A 16,748-nucleotide genomic window follows, 5' to 3' on the forward strand; every position below is an offset into this window, starting at 1 on the left:
AGAAAAAGCGGCTTAACAGCCAAAACACTCTTTTAATTAAACGATCGTTTAATTTCTTTTTTAATCTAATACAAAATAATGACGAAAAAGTGACCATGGAAGGTTTTTTTTCCAATTGGACAGAAATTACACCAATTGATGCGCAAAAAGACAAAGATATGTCGTTTTTGGTCAATTCGTTAGATTTAGTACACTCTCTGCTTCGTATATCACACACAGCGTAAGTCACATATTTGTCACATACACATATTAAGGTAGTCGTATTCGTCGTTTTATGTAAATTAAAGTAGGTTCTGAATTGAAAATATCCCATGTCACACGCACAACAACCGCAAGCTATCTGGTTATTGCGGTCATGCTTGTCGCCCTGCTCCTTTGGAGTTTAATGAAATTTCGCAGCGCCTTTGAGCAAAGTGACGCCTACACACAAGTTTGGGAATATTCTTCTATTAATTTAAAGCAGAAAATTGAAGGCTATTTATCGTCAGGGGAAGCATCCGCACTCCAATCTTCACAGGAATTCATCGCGAAACAGATTCGCCCCGCACTTAGCTCACTTCCCGATACGATCAAAGACCCAATTAACAACCAATTAATTGAAATAGAAAAGAGCCTTCAATCTGACGTTAGAGCGGCAGGAAAGCTATCTGGAAATCCCTATGCTTTGATCGAAAACAATGAAAGGCAAACCTTGTTATCACTAAATACCCTGTCGGATAAGATTGCACAATTTCAATCACTGCATGATATGCAATCCGCCGCAGCTTACTTAGCAAGCCAAGCTTTACTGTACGCAGACCTTGCGAATATGAGTGACGCAAAAGATAACTATCTTGCCAAAAACACAGCGGACAATAAACAGCGCTTAGTTCAATCTATTGCAACATTTCAATCTCATATCGCTGACTTTAATACACTCCCCATTCTAGAACTGAATGAAGAACAAGATACTGACTCAGCTGATGACTTGGCGTCATTAATGGGATGGGCAAGCGACGTAGAAGACGCAACCGAAGTAGACGATCCTCTCGAAGAAACCAAAAGCGAACTTCATACTTGGTCAAGCCGATATCTAAAAGACGTTGATTCTAGTCTTATCAATATCCAACAAGCTCTAACCGCACAAAACAAAATTCGGTCATTAATTAGCCAACTTGAAGACATTTTAAAAGCAGGCACTGAAGACATTCAGAAAAGTGCTCAAGAGACTCAACAACAAACCTTGATCGCATTTTCTATCTTTGTCATCCTGATGATATTAACCACTATTTCAGTGCATATATTTCAAAATAGAGTCGTTGTAAAAAGTGCTAGAGACTTATACGCAGCGGTAAAAGACTTGGTTGAACATCAAAACATCAACTCTCTTAAAGTCGGAAAGAATAAAAATGAACTGTCGGACGTAGCACACTATTTAAATCGCTACCTAGAACAAATAGCTGTGCAACGCCAGCAACGGGATACCGAGCTCAGTAACATTTCGACATCACTCAATGACATGCTCAATGCTTTTGGACAAGTACACGAACTGAGCTCAGCATCGCGACAAGAACTGGATGATACGCTTAACATGTCGAATCAAGTAGAGACCCTTGCAGGCAAAGCAGAAGTGCGTGCTCAAGAAGTAGCAAGTTATGCTACCGATACCAATGCCGCGATGACACACAGCGTGAAACAAGCCGCTTCGTTAGCCGCCGCCAATCAAACAACGGTGGATCGACTTAGTAGTAGCAAAAAGGCATTAACCAGTTTAAACTCATCCGTGTCTAGCGCATCGTCGATTGTCGGTGGTATCAAAGACATTTCAGAGCAAACCAATTTACTCGCACTAAACGCTGCCATTGAAGCCGCACGAGCGGGTGAACATGGCCGTGGTTTTGCTGTCGTCGCCTCTGAGGTAAGAACACTTTCAACCCGAACCCAACAATCCCTAGAAGAAATCACTAAGATTTTCTCTCTTCTTACATCGGTGACAGATAAACTGACCCAGAATATCGAACTGATTGAAACGGCTTCGATCGAGCAAATAGACTTAACCCACGCGCTCGGACAGTCCGCTCAAGATATTCTCGAAAAGTCTAAACAATCGAGTCACTTGGCGAAAAAGGCAACAGGCTATGCTGCGGAGCAAAAATTGGGCATGAATAAGCTAAATAGTGCTGTGGTAAAAGTCAGAGAGCAAGCAAACGAATCGGAAGAATTTATGACAGGCGTGACAAACAACATCAAACAGAAGATTCAAGACATCACGACAACCTTAGGAATTAGCTAACTCCCAAGGCTGAATTCTCATCCAAAATGAAAAGTCACAGAAACAAAAAATCCAGCCGTAGCTGGATTTTTTATTAAGAATACAAAGTAAAAGTTTAAAACAAAACGCGTGCTTTAACGGTTCCTTCGACTTCTTTCACTTTCTCAAGCGCTAATTCGCCTTCTTCTGCATCTACGTCCATTACCATGTAGCCAAGCTTCTCCGTAGTACGAAGGTACTGACCCGTGATATTGATGTTGTTCTCAGAGAAGATCGCGTTGATCTTAGAAAGTACACCTGGGCGGTTTTCATGAATATGAAGAATACGATGGTTGTTCGCTTGAGCTGGTAGTGCCACTTCAGGGAAGTTAACCGCTGCGATTGTCGTACCAACATCAGAGTATTTAACCAGCTTATCAGCCACTTCAATACCAATGTTCTCTTGCGCTTCCATTGTGCTACCGCCGATATGAGGCGTTAGAATCACATTGTCCAAACCACGAAGTGGAGAAACAAACTCTTCGTCATTGCCTTTGGGCTCAACAGGGAATACATCGACTGCAGCGCCACCCAAAGCGCCTGTTTTAATCGCTTCTGCCACAGCATCTAGATCAGCGACAGTACCGCGCGAAGCGTTAATAAAAATAGAGCCTTGCTTCATCTGTGAAACTTCTTTTGCGCCAATCATCATCTTAGTAGAATTCGTTTCTGGCACATGCAAGCTAATAATATCGCTTGTGGAAAGTAATTCTTTCAGGCTCTTAATTTGACGCGCATTACCCAAAGGTAACTTGGTGACGATATCGTAAAAGCATACTTCCATGCCTAAGGATTCCGCCAAAACGCTCAATTGAGTGCCAATACTTCCGTAACCAATAATACCTAAACGCTTACCACGAGTTTCGAAAGACCCTACAGCAGACTTAATCCAACCACCGCGATGACATGCCGCGTTTTTCGCAGGAATGCCGCGAAGCAATAGAATTAATTGACCCAACACCAACTCAGCAACACTTCGAGTATTAGAGTAAGGCGCATTAAATACCACAATGCCTTTTTCGCTTGCCGCATCTAAATCAACTTGGTTTGTACCAATGCAGAAACAACCAATAGCAACCAGCTTATTAGCATGCGCTAAGACTTTTTCAGTCAACTGAGTGCGAGAACGAATACCAATAAAATGCGCTTCCGAGATTTTCTCGATCAGCTCATCTTCTGCTAGTGCAGTTTTGTGATATTCAATGTTGGTGTAGCCTGCGTCATGCAATGCGTCCAATGCAGATTGATGAACGCCTTCTAATAACAAAATTTTGATTTTGCCTTTGTCTAGTGAGTTGTTGCTCATGGCTCGTTCGACTTCTCTATTATGGTGGGGGAAATGTATGCGCATATGTTACCACAGAACATTCTTTGTCGTATTCAAGATACAAGAATGTCTTTCATTATGATAAGAATGAAACTCATACAGAATATTGATGCTAATGCAATCTAAGCGTCTTAATAACAAAATGTGAGTCACACTGTGATCAATATAAAAAAAGAGGCATTTCAGCCTCTTTTTTTATATTAGGAATTAAGCTTACGTTCCAAGAAAACGCCAGTTTCCACATGATGCGTATAAGGAAACTGGTCAAACATCGCATATCGAACCACTTCGTGAGTGCTCGATAAAGCTTCTAAATTCGCCTTTAATGTTTCAGGATTACAGGAAATATACAGAATAGAATCTATTTTACGTATGAGCTCTACCGTTGCATCGTCTAGGCCTGCTCGCGGAGGATCAACCAAAACAACGGAGGGCGTCAATTCGCTCACACCAGCCTGAACCAAACTTTTAGGCAACTCAGCATCACCATTCAACGCTGCGGATACATCTTCACTGGCCATTTTGACCACTTGAATATTATGCATTCCGTTGATAGCAATATTTAGCTGAGCAGAGTTTACCGACACTTTGGAGATTTCGGTCGCAACCACGCGGTCAAAACGACGTGCCAATGGAATAGAAAAATTACCATTGCCACAGTACATTTCTAGCAAATCACCCGATGCGTTCTTCGTCACATCCAACGCCCATTCCAACATTTTTTCACTGATACCAGCATTAGGCTGCGTAAAACTATTTTCTACTTGTTGGTAATGAAATTTTTCACCGTTTACCGTTAACGTCTCCATCACAAAATCACGAGTGATAATTTGCTTCTTCTTACGGCTACGGCCAATAAAGTGACAAGCAGGAAAAGCGCTATTTAACTCTTGAACAGCGGCATTCCATTCATCATCAATCGGCTTATGGTAAAGTAAACTAATTAGCGCTTCGCCCGTTGTCGTGGTTAGAAAATCCACTTGGAATAATTTGTAGCGCAAGACTGGAATATCCCGAACCGCATCCAGGAGTTTTGGCATCAGCTCATTAATAAGGCTCGATGCCGCGAGAAATTGATCAGTACGAATCGGTGTTCTTGGGTCGGCAGAATCAAACATCGCATAATATAAATCATCACCATCATGCCAAATTCGGAACTCAGCCCGCATACGATAATGAGAAGGCAGACTCGCGAATACTTCCATCTCAGGCAATGACAAAGTCGCCATTAAAGAAGCGAGATCAGACTGCTTTTTTTGCAGCTGTTCTTGGTACATTTCTGGTTGGATTTGATCCGGTCTCATGGCTGATTCTCTTGAAAGCGATAGATACTGATAGAGCGCGGCATTATACGAGTTCCCCGTATACAAATCTAATCACATGCAAACAAATCAAAAAATAAAGCGGCCTCTTAATGAAGATATTCGGGGCCAAGCAAAATGACTAAAGAGAGGGTCAACGAAAATGTGCCGTCATAATCCTCATCGGCTTCATGAGTAAACTGAGGTTTAATCTGACCAATGAGCCAATCTTTGTATAGAAGTCGTTCGTACTGAATGTTGTATAAAAAACTATCAGGTTCAATCGAGTGTTCTCCAGACTGAAGAAAGCTCAATTGATAGCCTAGGCGGTTTTTTTTATTTATCTCATGTTGAAAAACAAAGTTTTCACGGGCGTAAAACATCCCCTCTTTATCAAGCCAAGCCACACTAAAGTCTGTAGTAAAACTTAACCGAGGCAAAATGGCATACCCCAATCCAATCCCGTAGCGAGCCCCGATACCTTTAGAGTAATAGGCAAACGCTTCTTGCTCCTGCCACCAATCAAAGCGATCTAGAGTTTGTCCTTGCTTTAAACGTATTCTCAAGAAAGGATCTAGAGGGAAATCGACTCGGATACCCGCATCAATATCCATTCCTATATCCTCTTTTATATAGCGTACCGCTGCAGAAATACTCGATTTAAGGGCAGATTTAACAACATTATTTTGTTGCGAAGACTCGCCCCGTAAACTTTCAGGCGCTAACGAGTCTGAGTCAGATTCTACGATCAAACGCAGCCTGTCTTGGGTATTCGGTAATTTCAATTGTGCATTAAAATCAAAAAAGCCAGTTTGCTCCCCCTTATCTTTACTAAGAACCGAACCAAAACGGATTTGTATAGAGCTATCAGATTGTTGATTGCTTGGCCTACCCGACAAAAAAGAATCGATATTTGTTGACCAACTGCCGATTTTTTTAGATACGGTTTCATGCGACCCAATCAGCCAGCCCACCTCCCCCGATTCATCCTCCCTCGTAGCTTCTAAAGACTCATTATTCGTTGTTTGGCTATTCGTATTATCAGTGTTTTCTGCAGAAAAAGCGGCTAAGGGCCAGCCAGTTACCAAGCAAATTGCAACAATATAGCCCTTTTTCAATGGCATTATTTAGCTGCCTTTCAGCATTTGTTGAATCATCAGAGAAGAGTTTTCAGCCGCTACTTTAAGGTATTCTTCAAAGCTTTGAGGAGATTCTTTACCAGCGATATCAGATAGAGAGCGTACTACGACAAATGGCGTTCCAAATTTGAAACACACTTGAGAAACCGCCGCCGCTTCCATTTCAACAGCTACCAATTCAGGAAAAATGGCTCTAACAGCTTCCACTCGAACAGGATCATTCATGAAGCTATCCCCAGTGCCAATCAAACCAACCTTTGCTTGTACTTGAGTGACAGCCTGCAATGCTTGCTTTGCTTTACTCACGAGCGCTTCATCAGCCACATAAGTTGCTGGCATATTTGGAACTTGTCCCATTACATAACCAAAAGCGGTTACATCCACATCGTGATGAACCACTTGATCCGAAATCACGACATCGCCAACCTGTAATTCAGGGTCAAAACCGCCAGCTGAACCAATATTGATGACATACTCCGGTTTAAATTGAGACAACAATAACGTCGTTGAAACCGCCGCATTTACTTTGCCAATACCCGATTTCAACAGAACAACATCTTTACCTTCAAAGTGCCCAACAAAAAAATCACAACCAGCAATGGTCTGTTCACGGACGTCTGTCATCCATTCTTTGATAACCGCGACTTCTTCATCCATGGCACCAATTAATCCAATTACGCTCATTCACTGCTCCTACTGTTTGTATTTTGCTGCATAACTTTTTGTGTAAAAAGTCGTATTTGATCGCCAGAATAAGGCAATGTCATATCGAAAAGCGCCACATTATCCGGCATTTCAGGCCACCTTTGTACCGAAAAAAGTCGACTTGTCGGAAAAACTTCCTGAATAGATAACAAAAGCGACCTAGGCTGAGGCTCAAGCAATACTACGACAGCGTCTGGGTGATAGGACAGCACCACATGATAATTAGACAAATCCGCCAGCCATTGAGTGGTCACGTCATATTTTTCTAATTCGGTATACCAAATAGCCTTAGTAATACGGCTCCCTCCCACCATCACCCAAGATAAATCCCGTTCATTTGAATGGGTAGGAATAACACTCTCTAACTCACAGGCTTTCACTAAGACTTGATGTAAATTGTAATCGAAAGAACATCCCTGCAGCGTAAAAACATGTGGATCAACCTCTATGAGCAAAGTGCTATTAAGCCAAACAATCGGCAGATCATCACGATTGTATTTAAATTTAAGTGCACGTGTCATATCCGCTTGCGCAGCAACATCTTTATCACAACCAATCAATATCGCATCAAATTTCACCACACCACTGGACTGAGTAAAGAAACTGTCTGCGGAGACATACTCTTCCACTTGTAACCCAAGTCGTGCTAAAGCCGCTTTTATTGCGAGAGGGTTTGGGTAATCATTTGCGACCCAAGCTACTACTTTATTCTGTGCTAGTGGCTTGAATGAGGGTGGTGCTTCAAGCCCCTCTACTGTCAAATTAATCTGCATGGCATTATTTTGTAAGGTTTTTTGTTGACCACCCAAGTTCGCCAATAACATCTTAATCATCCAGTGAAACAAAGGCCTGAACGTCATATCATGCATGGCGACCATTTCAAGCCCTAAATCATCGAATCGAATCGTTAATCGACGTTCGGCCATGTCATTCGACATCACCATCATAAACAAGACACGAATAAGACCTCTGAAGTTAGCGTCCATCGCCACGGTTCTTTTGCCAGACTCGACTGTACAATCTAATAACGTTCGATTCGCTTCAACCCCCATTGAGGCCATAACCCGAGCGCTTTCTTGGCAAAAAACATCTCCAATTGCCATATAGGACACGCTATCTTCTACGCTACTAATATCATCTAAGACCGAGATAAGTAACCCAAGCCAGCCTTGCAAGTGCTTACTATCAATATGGCCAGGCAAAACAGACAGGTACATAAGCTCATTTAAAATAGCATCCACATCTACCTTCTTTTGCAAAGCAAAAGACAATGGCTGCAACTGTTTCAACTGCCAGGTCAAACTGGTTTCTTGAGTGACGTTTTGCCCCACCAACAACAAGCCCCGATAGTCACCTTCATTCTTAAATGAATACGCTTTCCATTGATAAATTCGGCCTAAACTATTGATCGTCAAATCAAAAGACACACCGACTTCACCTTTTAACGCCTCTTGGATCGATTGATGACACGAGATCGGCATAAAATCAAAAAGTGTTCGAGCTTTATCCACATCAGGAAAAAGACTCTTAGCCTCCTCGTTAATTAATTCAACTTCTGCTACTTCAGTACAAAAAATAATTGCGCTGTGTATTGATTCTGTAAGCAGCTTAAATCTATGCTCTTTTGATTCAATAAAGGCTTTATATTGTTGGCTTTGCCGCTGTATAGGCAACAACTCACTATAAGGCAGTAAAGTATCTTCGTTACGAAAGGCAATCGATTCAAGAGGCTGAAAAATCAACTCCCTAATTTGACGGAATAATAAAAACCAAGAGCACAATAAAACAGCGGCAATACCAGCGATTAGAGGTAATGCCTTGGTCACCACCGCTGAAGAGAATGCATGTTTCTGGATAATATCTAACTGCAGATCGCCCTGAATAGGCGATATCAAAGGTAAGCGAGAGTGTAATGCCTCTCCAGACATGTCTACACCAACTTTATGCTCTTCAAGCAAGGTTCGATCATTTTCATTATCATGAATTCGAACAGCGCTAACTTGAGCGCTCTCAAGCAACTCATTGGCCAAAGTTAAATTGTCGTTTAAAGAAATAAAACCATACAAAAAGCCGATATTTTCTTGGTCGGCTGAAAAAAGCTGTTTTTTAAACATCAGCAAAATGGAATCGTCTTTCGTTACGATTGATGTCCAACGATTAATAAGCCCTTCCCCCAAAATAGATTGCAAATCCACTTTGGTGAACAACCGAGCTCTAGGATCCATCGCATGCTTGCCATCTCGCCATTCAATATAGAAAAAATCCAACCCCCCAAAAAAAAGTACTTCATGGTGGCTAAATAGCAAATCTAATTCGCGGCCAGCCGCATAATTACTCAAGGAAAGATCTTGGCCAATAAACTTCATTTCATCTTCAGCACGCGCCAAATAGCCATTGAAAGCTTGCTCAACAACACGATGCTTTAATGCTAAGTTTTTTTTCTCTGCACTCTGATTTAATACCTCAATAAAATATAAAGTCATAGCGGTCACGACGACAAAAACAGCCGCAGCCAATATGAATACTTTAAGGCGTAATCGATGTTGTAAACTAATCTCTACTTCTGCCATAGTTCCACCGAATAGTGATGAGCTTGCTGTACCATCAAGCGTAAACTTTCTGAATCTAATTCAGCGGGTACAAGCGAAGAATTAGCAACATAAAGACTTGGCATATTTCTTCCTTCAAGGTCTAACTTAATCGCTTCAGCTACTGCAATAGAAAGATCATCTTTCATAAAAAGAACACTTGCCTTGAGCTTGCGACTTTTTAAACCAGCCATGCCATTCGCTGATAATCCCCACGCATTGGTTTGTATTTTCGAGCCAACCCCCTCTGCTTGTAATGCAGAAACTACCCCCTCAGAAATATTCTGTGAGCAGCTAAAAATAAAATCGGGTGGATTGTTTTTCAGTAATATTTGAGTCGCCTCATAGGCGCTATTTATATCATCGGATACCGCTCTAATACGATCAATGTGACGATTATACTTCGTCATCTCATCTAGAAATAAGTCACAACGCGTATGGCCAAGATAGCCTGTTGGCAAAACCAATGCAGAGATCTTTATCCCCTCAGGCAACTGCCGCTCTAGGTAACTCGCCAGCATAATAGTGGCCTTTTTCTGATCAAAACCTATATACATTAATGGCGGATGATTTCTCCAATGAGTAAGCGGAGAAGCAAAGTCGTACAAAATAACTTTGGGGTTGCCCGAACGTAAAAAACGCTCCAAAAAACGACGTTGAACCGAACCTAACTTAGTCATAACAATATAATCAGGCTGAGCATCGGCCATTTTGAAATACGCGGTTAAATCACCCTCAGAATCAAAACTATCATTATAGGTATCTAAACGATAATCGACATTAAGTTCACGCATTCGCTTTCGAAATGTCACTAAAAGGGATCTGTTCTCGAGAGAGTTCATATCACCAAATAGCAATAACGCGATACGTACTGCTCGCGTTTGAGAAATGCGCATCGGATTAGGAGGAGAGTTAACAATCGTAGTGAACTGTTCAGCCAAAGAACCCTGCCTCGGCATCAGCTGATAAAATTCCTGACTGTCCATGAGGTCAAGCGCAATATTTGCAGTTTGCACGCTTGAAGCGCAACAGCTTAGAACAATCCATGTTAAAAAAAAACGAAATCTTCGCATTACCGAACCCGATGAAACATCATAGAAAGAATTATTCTAACCAAATTAACGAACTTTGGTGATAACAGGAACAAGAAAATACGCTTCATTATGATAAATGTGCGTTTAATAGAATTATTTAGCGAAGAAAAGTGAGCTGCTACTCGCTTAAAAATAACGGCAGGTATAAATAAGGCAAAAAAAAAGCTGACATAAAGTCAGCTTTTTTTAAATTTGGTGCGGAAGGAGAGACTCGAACTCTCACGCCGTGAAGCACTGGAACCTAAATCCAGCGTGTCTACCAATTCCACCACTCCCGCAAGGAATGGCGAGCATTATAGGTAATTGAATTTTCCGGTCAATAGTTTTTTTATATTTTTAGCAAAAAACTTAAAAAAAGATTTCCCTTACCCTATGTACTCACCACTTTTTAAACACAGTAGTGTTTAAAAAACACGACCATTAGCGTATTCGCCACGCTCGTAGCGTACAGCCATCTCTTCCAGATCCATTGTATGAATACGAGAAGCTTGGCCTGCGCAACCAAATGCCTCATAACGGTCAATACAAACCGCCTTCATGGCCTTGATGCTTTCTGTTAAGTATTTACGTGGATCAAAGTTGCCTTTGTGTTCCGCTAAGCTACGACGAATCGCGCCTGTTGCAGCCAAACGTAAATCCGTATCAATATTCACTTTACGAACGCCGTAACGAATCGCTTTAACAATTTCATCTACTGGAACACCGTAAGTCTCAGGAATATCACCACCAAACTCATTGATGATAGACAACCAATCTTGAGGAACCGAAGACGATCCGTGCAACACGATATGCGTGTTTGGAAGTAACTCAACGATTCTTGCAATACGCTCGATATCAAGAATGTCACCAGTAGGCGGACGAGTAAATTTGTACGCACCATGACTGGTGCCAATTGCTACCGCCAATGCATCAATGCCTGTTGCATTCACAAAGTCCACAGCCTCTTGTGGGTCTGTCAGCATTTGATCATGAGACAATATACCTTCAGCGCCAACACCGTCTTCTTCACCGGCCTGACCTGTTTCTAGAGATCCCAACACACCCAACTCACCTTCTACGGATACGCCACATGCGTGTGCGAATTCAACAGTGCGACGAGTCACATCAACATTGTAATCATAAGTAGCAGGCGTTTTGCCGTCAGCCATCAAAGACCCATCCATCATGACAGACGAAAAACCAAGCTGAATAGATCGCTGACAGATTGCGGGAGACGTACCATGATCTTGGTGCATAACCACTGGAATATGTGGGTAATCCTCAATCGCCGCAGCAATCAAGTGACGTAAGAAGTGGGAGCCTGCGTATTTGCGGGCACCAGCAGATGCTTGCATGATAACGGGAGAATTCACTTCGTGAGCGGCTTCCATAATGGCTTTAACTTGCTCCATGTTATTCACATTGAAGGCAGGCAAACCATAGCTGTGTTCTGCTGCATGATCGAGCAATTGACGCATACTAATTAAAGGCATAAAAGATTTCCTCTGACAATTTGTCTTATATTCTATTTATAACGAACAGAGTTATGGTGTTAGGTAACTCTATAATCTTGTAATCATGGCACAGTCAATGACAGGCCATGTGGCTTACGCCTTATCGTTATTGTCATACCCGACTCACGCCGAGTAGGTCACTCTCTAGTTTTGTTTTTCACTAACACCGCTTTCAGCACAACTAACACTATGCTTACACCGATGTTAACGAAATAGGCTTTACGCCTTTTTATTTCTTATAAAGTGCTTTAGAACGATCTTTGTCATTCTTTGATACTAATTTTGCGCGCGAGACTCTAACATCGCAACCGCTGGCAACACTTTTCCTTCAACAAATTCCAAAAATGCCCCCCCCCCCGTTGAGATATAAGAAATCTTATCTGCAAGACCGTATTTATCGATTGCCGCTAATGTATCTCCGCCGCCAGCAACAGAGAAAGCATCGCTATCAGCAATAGCCTGAGCGATCACCTCTGTACCTTTAGAAAAGTTATCAAACTCAAAAACGCCACATGGGCCATTCCATAGAATGGTTTTAGCATTTTTTAGAATATCAGCAAGTACTTGAGCAGAATCCGGACCTAAGTCCATAATTTCCTCGTTATCATCGACCTGATCGACTGGCTTAATCGTTGCAACCGCCGTTTCTGAAAACTCCGTTCCAACACGAACATCTGTCAACTCAGGAATATCTAAGTCCGCCATTAGCTTTTTAGCTTGAGGGATTAAATCTTTTTCATGCAATGACTTACCTACATTGTAGCCACGAGCAGCAACAAACGTATTGGAAATACCACCGCCCACGATCAGCTGATCACAGACTTTCGACAAGGATTCTAATACCGTTAATTTAGTCGATACTTTTGAACCACCCACTACTGCAACCAAAGGACGAGCCGGATTATCAAGCGCTTTACCTAATGCGTCTAACTCTGCCGCCAATAATGGACCAGCACAAGCGACAGGCGCGTATTTAGCAACGCCATGAGTTGATGCATGAGCACGGTGTGCCGTACCAAATGCATCCATTACAAACACATCACACAAAGCCGCCATTTTTTCAGACAAGACTTCGTCGTCTTTTTTCTCACCTAGGTTAAAACGTACGTTTTCAACCAAAACAAGTTGACCAGATTCAACTTCAACACCGTCCAACCAATCTTTTACTAAAGGCACGTCTTGTCCTAGCAAACCAGCAATATGTGTCGCAACTGGTTGAAGAGAAAACTCTTCTTCGTACTGCCCTTCTGTGGGACGACCAAGGTGAGACATCACCATAACTTTTGCACCAGCGGCTAACGCCAACTTAATAGTTGGTAAGGCGGCACGAATACGAGCATCGCTCGTCACTTTGCCATCTTTAACAGGTACGTTAAGATCTTCACGGATCAATACTCTTTTGTTCTTCAGATCCACGTCTTTCATATTAATTACAGTCATGTACGATGTCCTCGTCGTTTAAACTTCTGATGTCTCAATCCAAATTTGATTGTTCAATCACACCTGCCCAATGCTTAGCCACATCCAACATACGGTTAGCGTAGCCCCATTCATTATCAAACCAACACAGTAACTTCACCATTCGCTGATCAATTACTTGGGTTTGTGTACTATCTATAATTACCGAACGTGGATCATGATTAAAATCCACAGACGCATGCGCTTCTTTGGTAAACCCCATCAATCCTGCATATTTTGAATTTGCAGCATGTTCTAACTGGGTATTTATTTGTTCTACAGTCACATTCCGCTCTGTACGCAAAACTAAATCAATTACAGAGACATTTAATGTTGGCACACGTACCGCATTACAACCCAACTTTCCGTCAAGTTCTGGCATCATCCGTGTAATCCCCTTCGCTAACCCTGTATCAACTGGAATAATAGAGCTCAACGCTGCACGGGTTAGACGTAAATCCTTAGTGTGGTAACCGTCAATCACTGGCTGATCATTCATCGCCGAGTGGATAGTCTGCGTCATACCATGTGCCACACCTGCAAACTGCTTCACCACATCCAAAACCGGAATCAAACAATTCGTCGTACAAGATGCCGCTGACACAATGCTTTGATTTGCCTGAATGTCCTGATGATTAAAACCATACACAATAGTCGAATCCACATCCGCCGCCGCAGGCTGGGATAGCAACATTCTGGGAACACCTGCATTTAGATAGGCTTGCGCGCCTTCTCGACTGGAAAAACTGCCTGAACACTCCAACACCATATCCAGTTCAAGAGACGACCAATCCAACTTATCAGGAGTCGCACGAGAAAAACATAAAATGCTATCGTCACCTATAAGCAAGGCATTGCCTTGGGTCGAAACAGGCTTAGGGAATCGGCCATGAGTCGTGTCATAGCGAGTAAGATAACTGATTGTCTCAATATCGGACAATTCATTAATAGCAACCACTTGAATGTGATCGCGGTAGCCGTTTTCATACAGAGCTCGTAATACCGAACGCCCGATACGACCATAACCATTTATAGCGACTCGCAACATATTCCTACTACTTCATCGCAAAGAAAGTGATCAAAAATCACCACCTTCCACCTTCATAAAAGGAAAAAGAGGCATACAAACGTATACCTCTTTTCTTATCAAGCACCAGATTACGCAGCTAGAATTTTCTCAGCAGTCGCAACCACATTGTCTACTGTAAAGCCGAAGTGTTTCATAAGATCGCCACCAGGAGCCGACTCACCAAAAGTAGTCATCCCCACCATAGCGCCTTCGAAACCAACGTATTTGTACCAGTAATCAGTATGAGCCGCTTCGATAGAAACGCGCTTAGTTACGCTACTTGGTAATACAGATTCTTTGTACGCGGCGTCTTGGGCATCAAAGACATCCGTAGATGGCATAGAAACCACACGCACTTTCTTGCCTTTCGCTGTTAGCGCTTCAGCAGAGTCCATTGCTAGGCCTACTTCAGAACCTGTAGCGATCAAGATAAGATCAGGTGTACCAGTGCAATCTTTCAGCACATAGCCACCTTTCGCTGCGTTAGCTAATTGCTGTGCATCACGTGCTTGCGCAGGCAAACCTTGGCGAGAGAATACCAAAGACGTTGGGCCAGTACGACGTTCAATACCGGCTTTCCAAGCAATCGCTGTTTCCGCCGCATCACATGGACGCCATACAGACATATTTGGCGTCATACGCAAATTCGCTAACTGCTCAATAGGTTGATGCGTTGGACCGTCTTCGCCTTGACCAATAGAATCGTGCGTGTAAACAAATACGTTTTGAATGCCCATCAAAGCAGACATACGAACCGCATTACGGGCATATTCCATAAACATCATAAAGGTCGCACCGTAGTTAATAAAACCACCATGCAAAGAAGCACCATTCATGATACCGCTCATACCAAACTCACGAACACCATAGAAAACATAGTTGCCCGCTGGATCATCTTGAATACCTTTTGAACCAGACCATAACGTCAAGTTAGAACCAGCAAGATCCGCAGAGCCACCTAGCAACTCTGGCAACATAGCACCAAAGAAACCAATCGAATTCTGAGAGGCTTTACGGCTCGCAATGCTTTCACCTTTGTCTTGGCTTTCTTGAATGAAAGCTTGTGCTTTGGCTTCAAAATCCGCAGGCAATTCGCCTTTAATCACACGACGCTCAAATTCTGCTGCCAATTCTGGGTAAGCCGCTTTGTAAGCTTCAAATTGAGCATTCCACTGCGCTTCACGAGCAGAACCAGCTTCTTTCGCATCCCAACCAGAGTAAACGTCAGCAGGAATCTCGAACGGTGCATGTGGCCAACCAAGGAATTCACGAGCAGCCGCAATTTCTGCATCGCCTAGTGGTGCGCCATGGCAATCATGACTACCAGATTTATTTGGCGAACCAAAACCGATAATGGTTTTGCAGCAAATCAGAGTTGGCTTAGTTGTTTCCGCTTTCGCCGCTTCAATCGCCGCTTTGATCGCTTCTGGATCATGCCCATCTACATCAGCAATAACATGCCAACCGTATGCTTCAAAACGCTGAGGTGTATTGTCAGTGAACCAGCCCTCAACATGACCATCGATAGAAATACCGTTGTCATCCCAAAACGCAACCAATTTGCCCAAACCTAACGTTCCAGCAAGAGAAGCCGACTCGTGAGAAATACCTTCCATCAAACAACCGTCACCAAGGAAGCAATAGGTGTTGTGGTCGACGACAGTATGCCCTTCACGGTTAAACTGCGCAGCTAACGTTTTCTCAGCAAGAGCCATACCGACAGCATTACTAATACCGGCGCCCAATGGACCCGTTGTGGTTTCTACGCCATCGGTGTAACCGTATTCTGGGTGACCCGGTGTTTTAGAGTGAAGTTGACGGAACTGTTTTAAATCTTCGATAGCCAATTTATAACCGGATAGATGCAGTAAAGAATAAATCAGCATAGAGCCATGGCCGTTTGACAACACAAAGCGGTCGCGATCAACCCATTTTGAATTGTTTGGGTTGTGCTTTAGAAAATCATTCCATAGCACTTCAGCGATATCCGCCATACCCATTGGTGCACCTGGGTGACCAGAGTTAGCTTTTTGTACGGCATCCATACTCAATGCACGTATGGCGTTAGCAAGTTGTTTACGAGACGGCATGGTTATTCCACTCCTGATAGCTTAACGAACAATAGAAGTAACATTCTCTACGGGATAGAACCACGATACAAGGTTGGCACCTTCGTAACGCCCAAACACAGGGCAAAGAAAATGAAATCACATAGAAATCTGCACCATCGTAACAAAAAAACCGCCTTTTGCCTCATTAAAATCCACATACTGGGTTGATATTT

General features: G+C 42.7%; 11 protein-coding genes and 1 tRNA gene. 1 reads left to right on the forward strand and 11 read right to left on the reverse strand.

Going from position 1 to position 16,748, the window contains the following annotated elements:
• The first annotated feature begins 385 nt into the window (after positions 1–385).
• Positions 386–2,272 carry a methyl-accepting chemotaxis protein gene (locus KDW99_RS19635; protein WP_255827153.1) on the forward strand — a complete coding sequence of 629 codons (1,887 nt, stop codon included), beginning with the start codon at positions 386–388 and terminating at the stop codon, positions 2,270–2,272.
• Positions 2,273–2,366: 94 nt separating this feature from the next.
• Here KDW99_RS19635 and serA read toward each other — a convergent pair whose 3' ends face one another.
• From serA to tkt, 11 genes are all read right to left on the reverse strand, one after another.
• Positions 2,367–3,596 carry a phosphoglycerate dehydrogenase gene (serA, locus tag KDW99_RS19640; RefSeq protein ID WP_255827154.1) on the reverse strand — a complete coding sequence of 410 codons (1,230 nt, stop codon included), beginning with the start codon at positions 3,594–3,596 and terminating at the stop codon, positions 2,367–2,369.
• A 221-nt stretch (positions 3,597–3,817) separates the two neighbouring features.
• Positions 3,818–4,921, reverse strand: coding sequence for a tRNA (uridine(54)-C5)-methyltransferase TrmA (gene trmA / locus KDW99_RS19645; RefSeq protein ID WP_255827155.1), 1,104 nt, complete (start codon positions 4,919–4,921; stop codon positions 3,818–3,820).
• Positions 4,922–5,028: 107 nt separating this feature from the next.
• Positions 5,029–6,042, reverse strand: coding sequence for a hypothetical protein (locus KDW99_RS19650; RefSeq protein ID WP_255827156.1), 1,014 nt, complete (start codon positions 6,040–6,042; stop codon positions 5,029–5,031).
• A 3-nt stretch (positions 6,043–6,045) separates the two neighbouring features.
• Positions 6,046–6,741 carry a 5'-methylthioadenosine/S-adenosylhomocysteine nucleosidase gene (mtnN, locus tag KDW99_RS19655; RefSeq protein ID WP_255827157.1) on the reverse strand — a complete coding sequence of 232 codons (696 nt, stop codon included), beginning with the start codon at positions 6,739–6,741 and terminating at the stop codon, positions 6,046–6,048.
• On the reverse strand, positions 6,738–9,332 hold the full coding sequence (locus KDW99_RS19660; RefSeq protein ID WP_255827158.1) for a hypothetical protein: 2,595 nt from the start codon (positions 9,330–9,332) through the stop codon (positions 6,738–6,740). Before KDW99_RS19660 ends, mtnN begins: the two co-directional genes overlap by 4 nt.
• Entirely contained in the window at positions 9,320–10,366 is a 1,047-nt protein-coding gene (locus tag KDW99_RS19665) for a substrate-binding domain-containing protein (protein WP_255827159.1), read from the reverse strand. The genes KDW99_RS19660 and KDW99_RS19665 overlap by 13 nt, the downstream gene beginning before the upstream one ends.
• Before the next feature lie 271 nt (positions 10,367–10,637).
• A tRNA-Leu gene (locus tag KDW99_RS19670) sits at positions 10,638–10,722 on the reverse strand.
• Between the two features lie 126 nt (positions 10,723–10,848).
• A complete protein-coding gene (gene fba / locus KDW99_RS19675) occupies positions 10,849–11,916 on the reverse strand; it encodes a class II fructose-bisphosphate aldolase (RefSeq protein WP_255827160.1) in 1,068 nt (355 codons plus the stop codon).
• A gap of 297 nt (positions 11,917–12,213) precedes the next feature.
• Entirely contained in the window at positions 12,214–13,377 is a 1,164-nt protein-coding gene (locus KDW99_RS19680; protein WP_255827161.1) for a phosphoglycerate kinase, read from the reverse strand.
• A gap of 34 nt (positions 13,378–13,411) precedes the next feature.
• Complete coding sequence (locus KDW99_RS19685; protein WP_255827162.1) at positions 13,412–14,443, reverse strand: type I glyceraldehyde-3-phosphate dehydrogenase; 1,032 nt, start codon at positions 14,441–14,443, stop codon at positions 13,412–13,414.
• A gap of 110 nt (positions 14,444–14,553) precedes the next feature.
• Positions 14,554–16,554: a transketolase gene (tkt, locus tag KDW99_RS19690; RefSeq protein ID WP_255827163.1), complete on the reverse strand. Its 2,001-nt coding sequence runs from the start codon at positions 16,552–16,554 to the stop codon at positions 14,554–14,556.
• Positions 16,555–16,748 lie beyond the last annotated feature (194 nt).

This window comes from Marinomonas rhizomae, from assembly GCF_024397855.1.
GTDB lineage: Bacteria > Pseudomonadota > Gammaproteobacteria > Pseudomonadales > Marinomonadaceae > Marinomonas > Marinomonas rhizomae_A.

What these genes read in the sequence shown, in the direction of transcription:
- fba (WP_255827160.1), bottom strand. Translation starts at nt 11,916, where the DNA reads ATGCCTTTAATTAGTATGCGTCAATTGCTCGATCATGCAGCAGAACAC.
- KDW99_RS19650 (WP_255827156.1), bottom strand. Translation starts at nt 6,042, where the DNA reads ATGCCATTGAAAAAGGGCTATATTGTTGCAATTTGCTTGGTAACTGGC.
- KDW99_RS19680 (WP_255827161.1), bottom strand. Translation starts at nt 13,377, where the DNA reads ATGACTGTAATTAATATGAAAGACGTGGATCTGAAGAACAAAAGAGTA.
- trmA (WP_255827155.1), bottom strand. Translation starts at nt 4,921, where the DNA reads ATGAGACCGGATCAAATCCAACCAGAAATGTACCAAGAACAGCTGCAA.
- tkt (WP_255827163.1), bottom strand. Translation starts at nt 16,554, where the DNA reads ATGCCGTCTCGTAAACAACTTGCTAACGCCATACGTGCATTGAGTATG.
- serA (WP_255827154.1), bottom strand. Translation starts at nt 3,596, where the DNA reads ATGAGCAACAACTCACTAGACAAAGGCAAAATCAAAATTTTGTTATTA.
- KDW99_RS19660 (WP_255827158.1), bottom strand. Translation starts at nt 9,332, where the DNA reads ATGGCAGAAGTAGAGATTAGTTTACAACATCGATTACGCCTTAAAGTA.
- mtnN (WP_255827157.1), bottom strand. Translation starts at nt 6,741, where the DNA reads ATGAGCGTAATTGGATTAATTGGTGCCATGGATGAAGAAGTCGCGGTT.
- KDW99_RS19685 (WP_255827162.1), bottom strand. Translation starts at nt 14,443, where the DNA reads ATGTTGCGAGTCGCTATAAATGGTTATGGTCGTATCGGGCGTTCGGTA.
- KDW99_RS19635 (WP_255827153.1), top strand. Translation starts at nt 386, where the DNA reads ATGAAATTTCGCAGCGCCTTTGAGCAAAGTGACGCCTACACACAAGTT.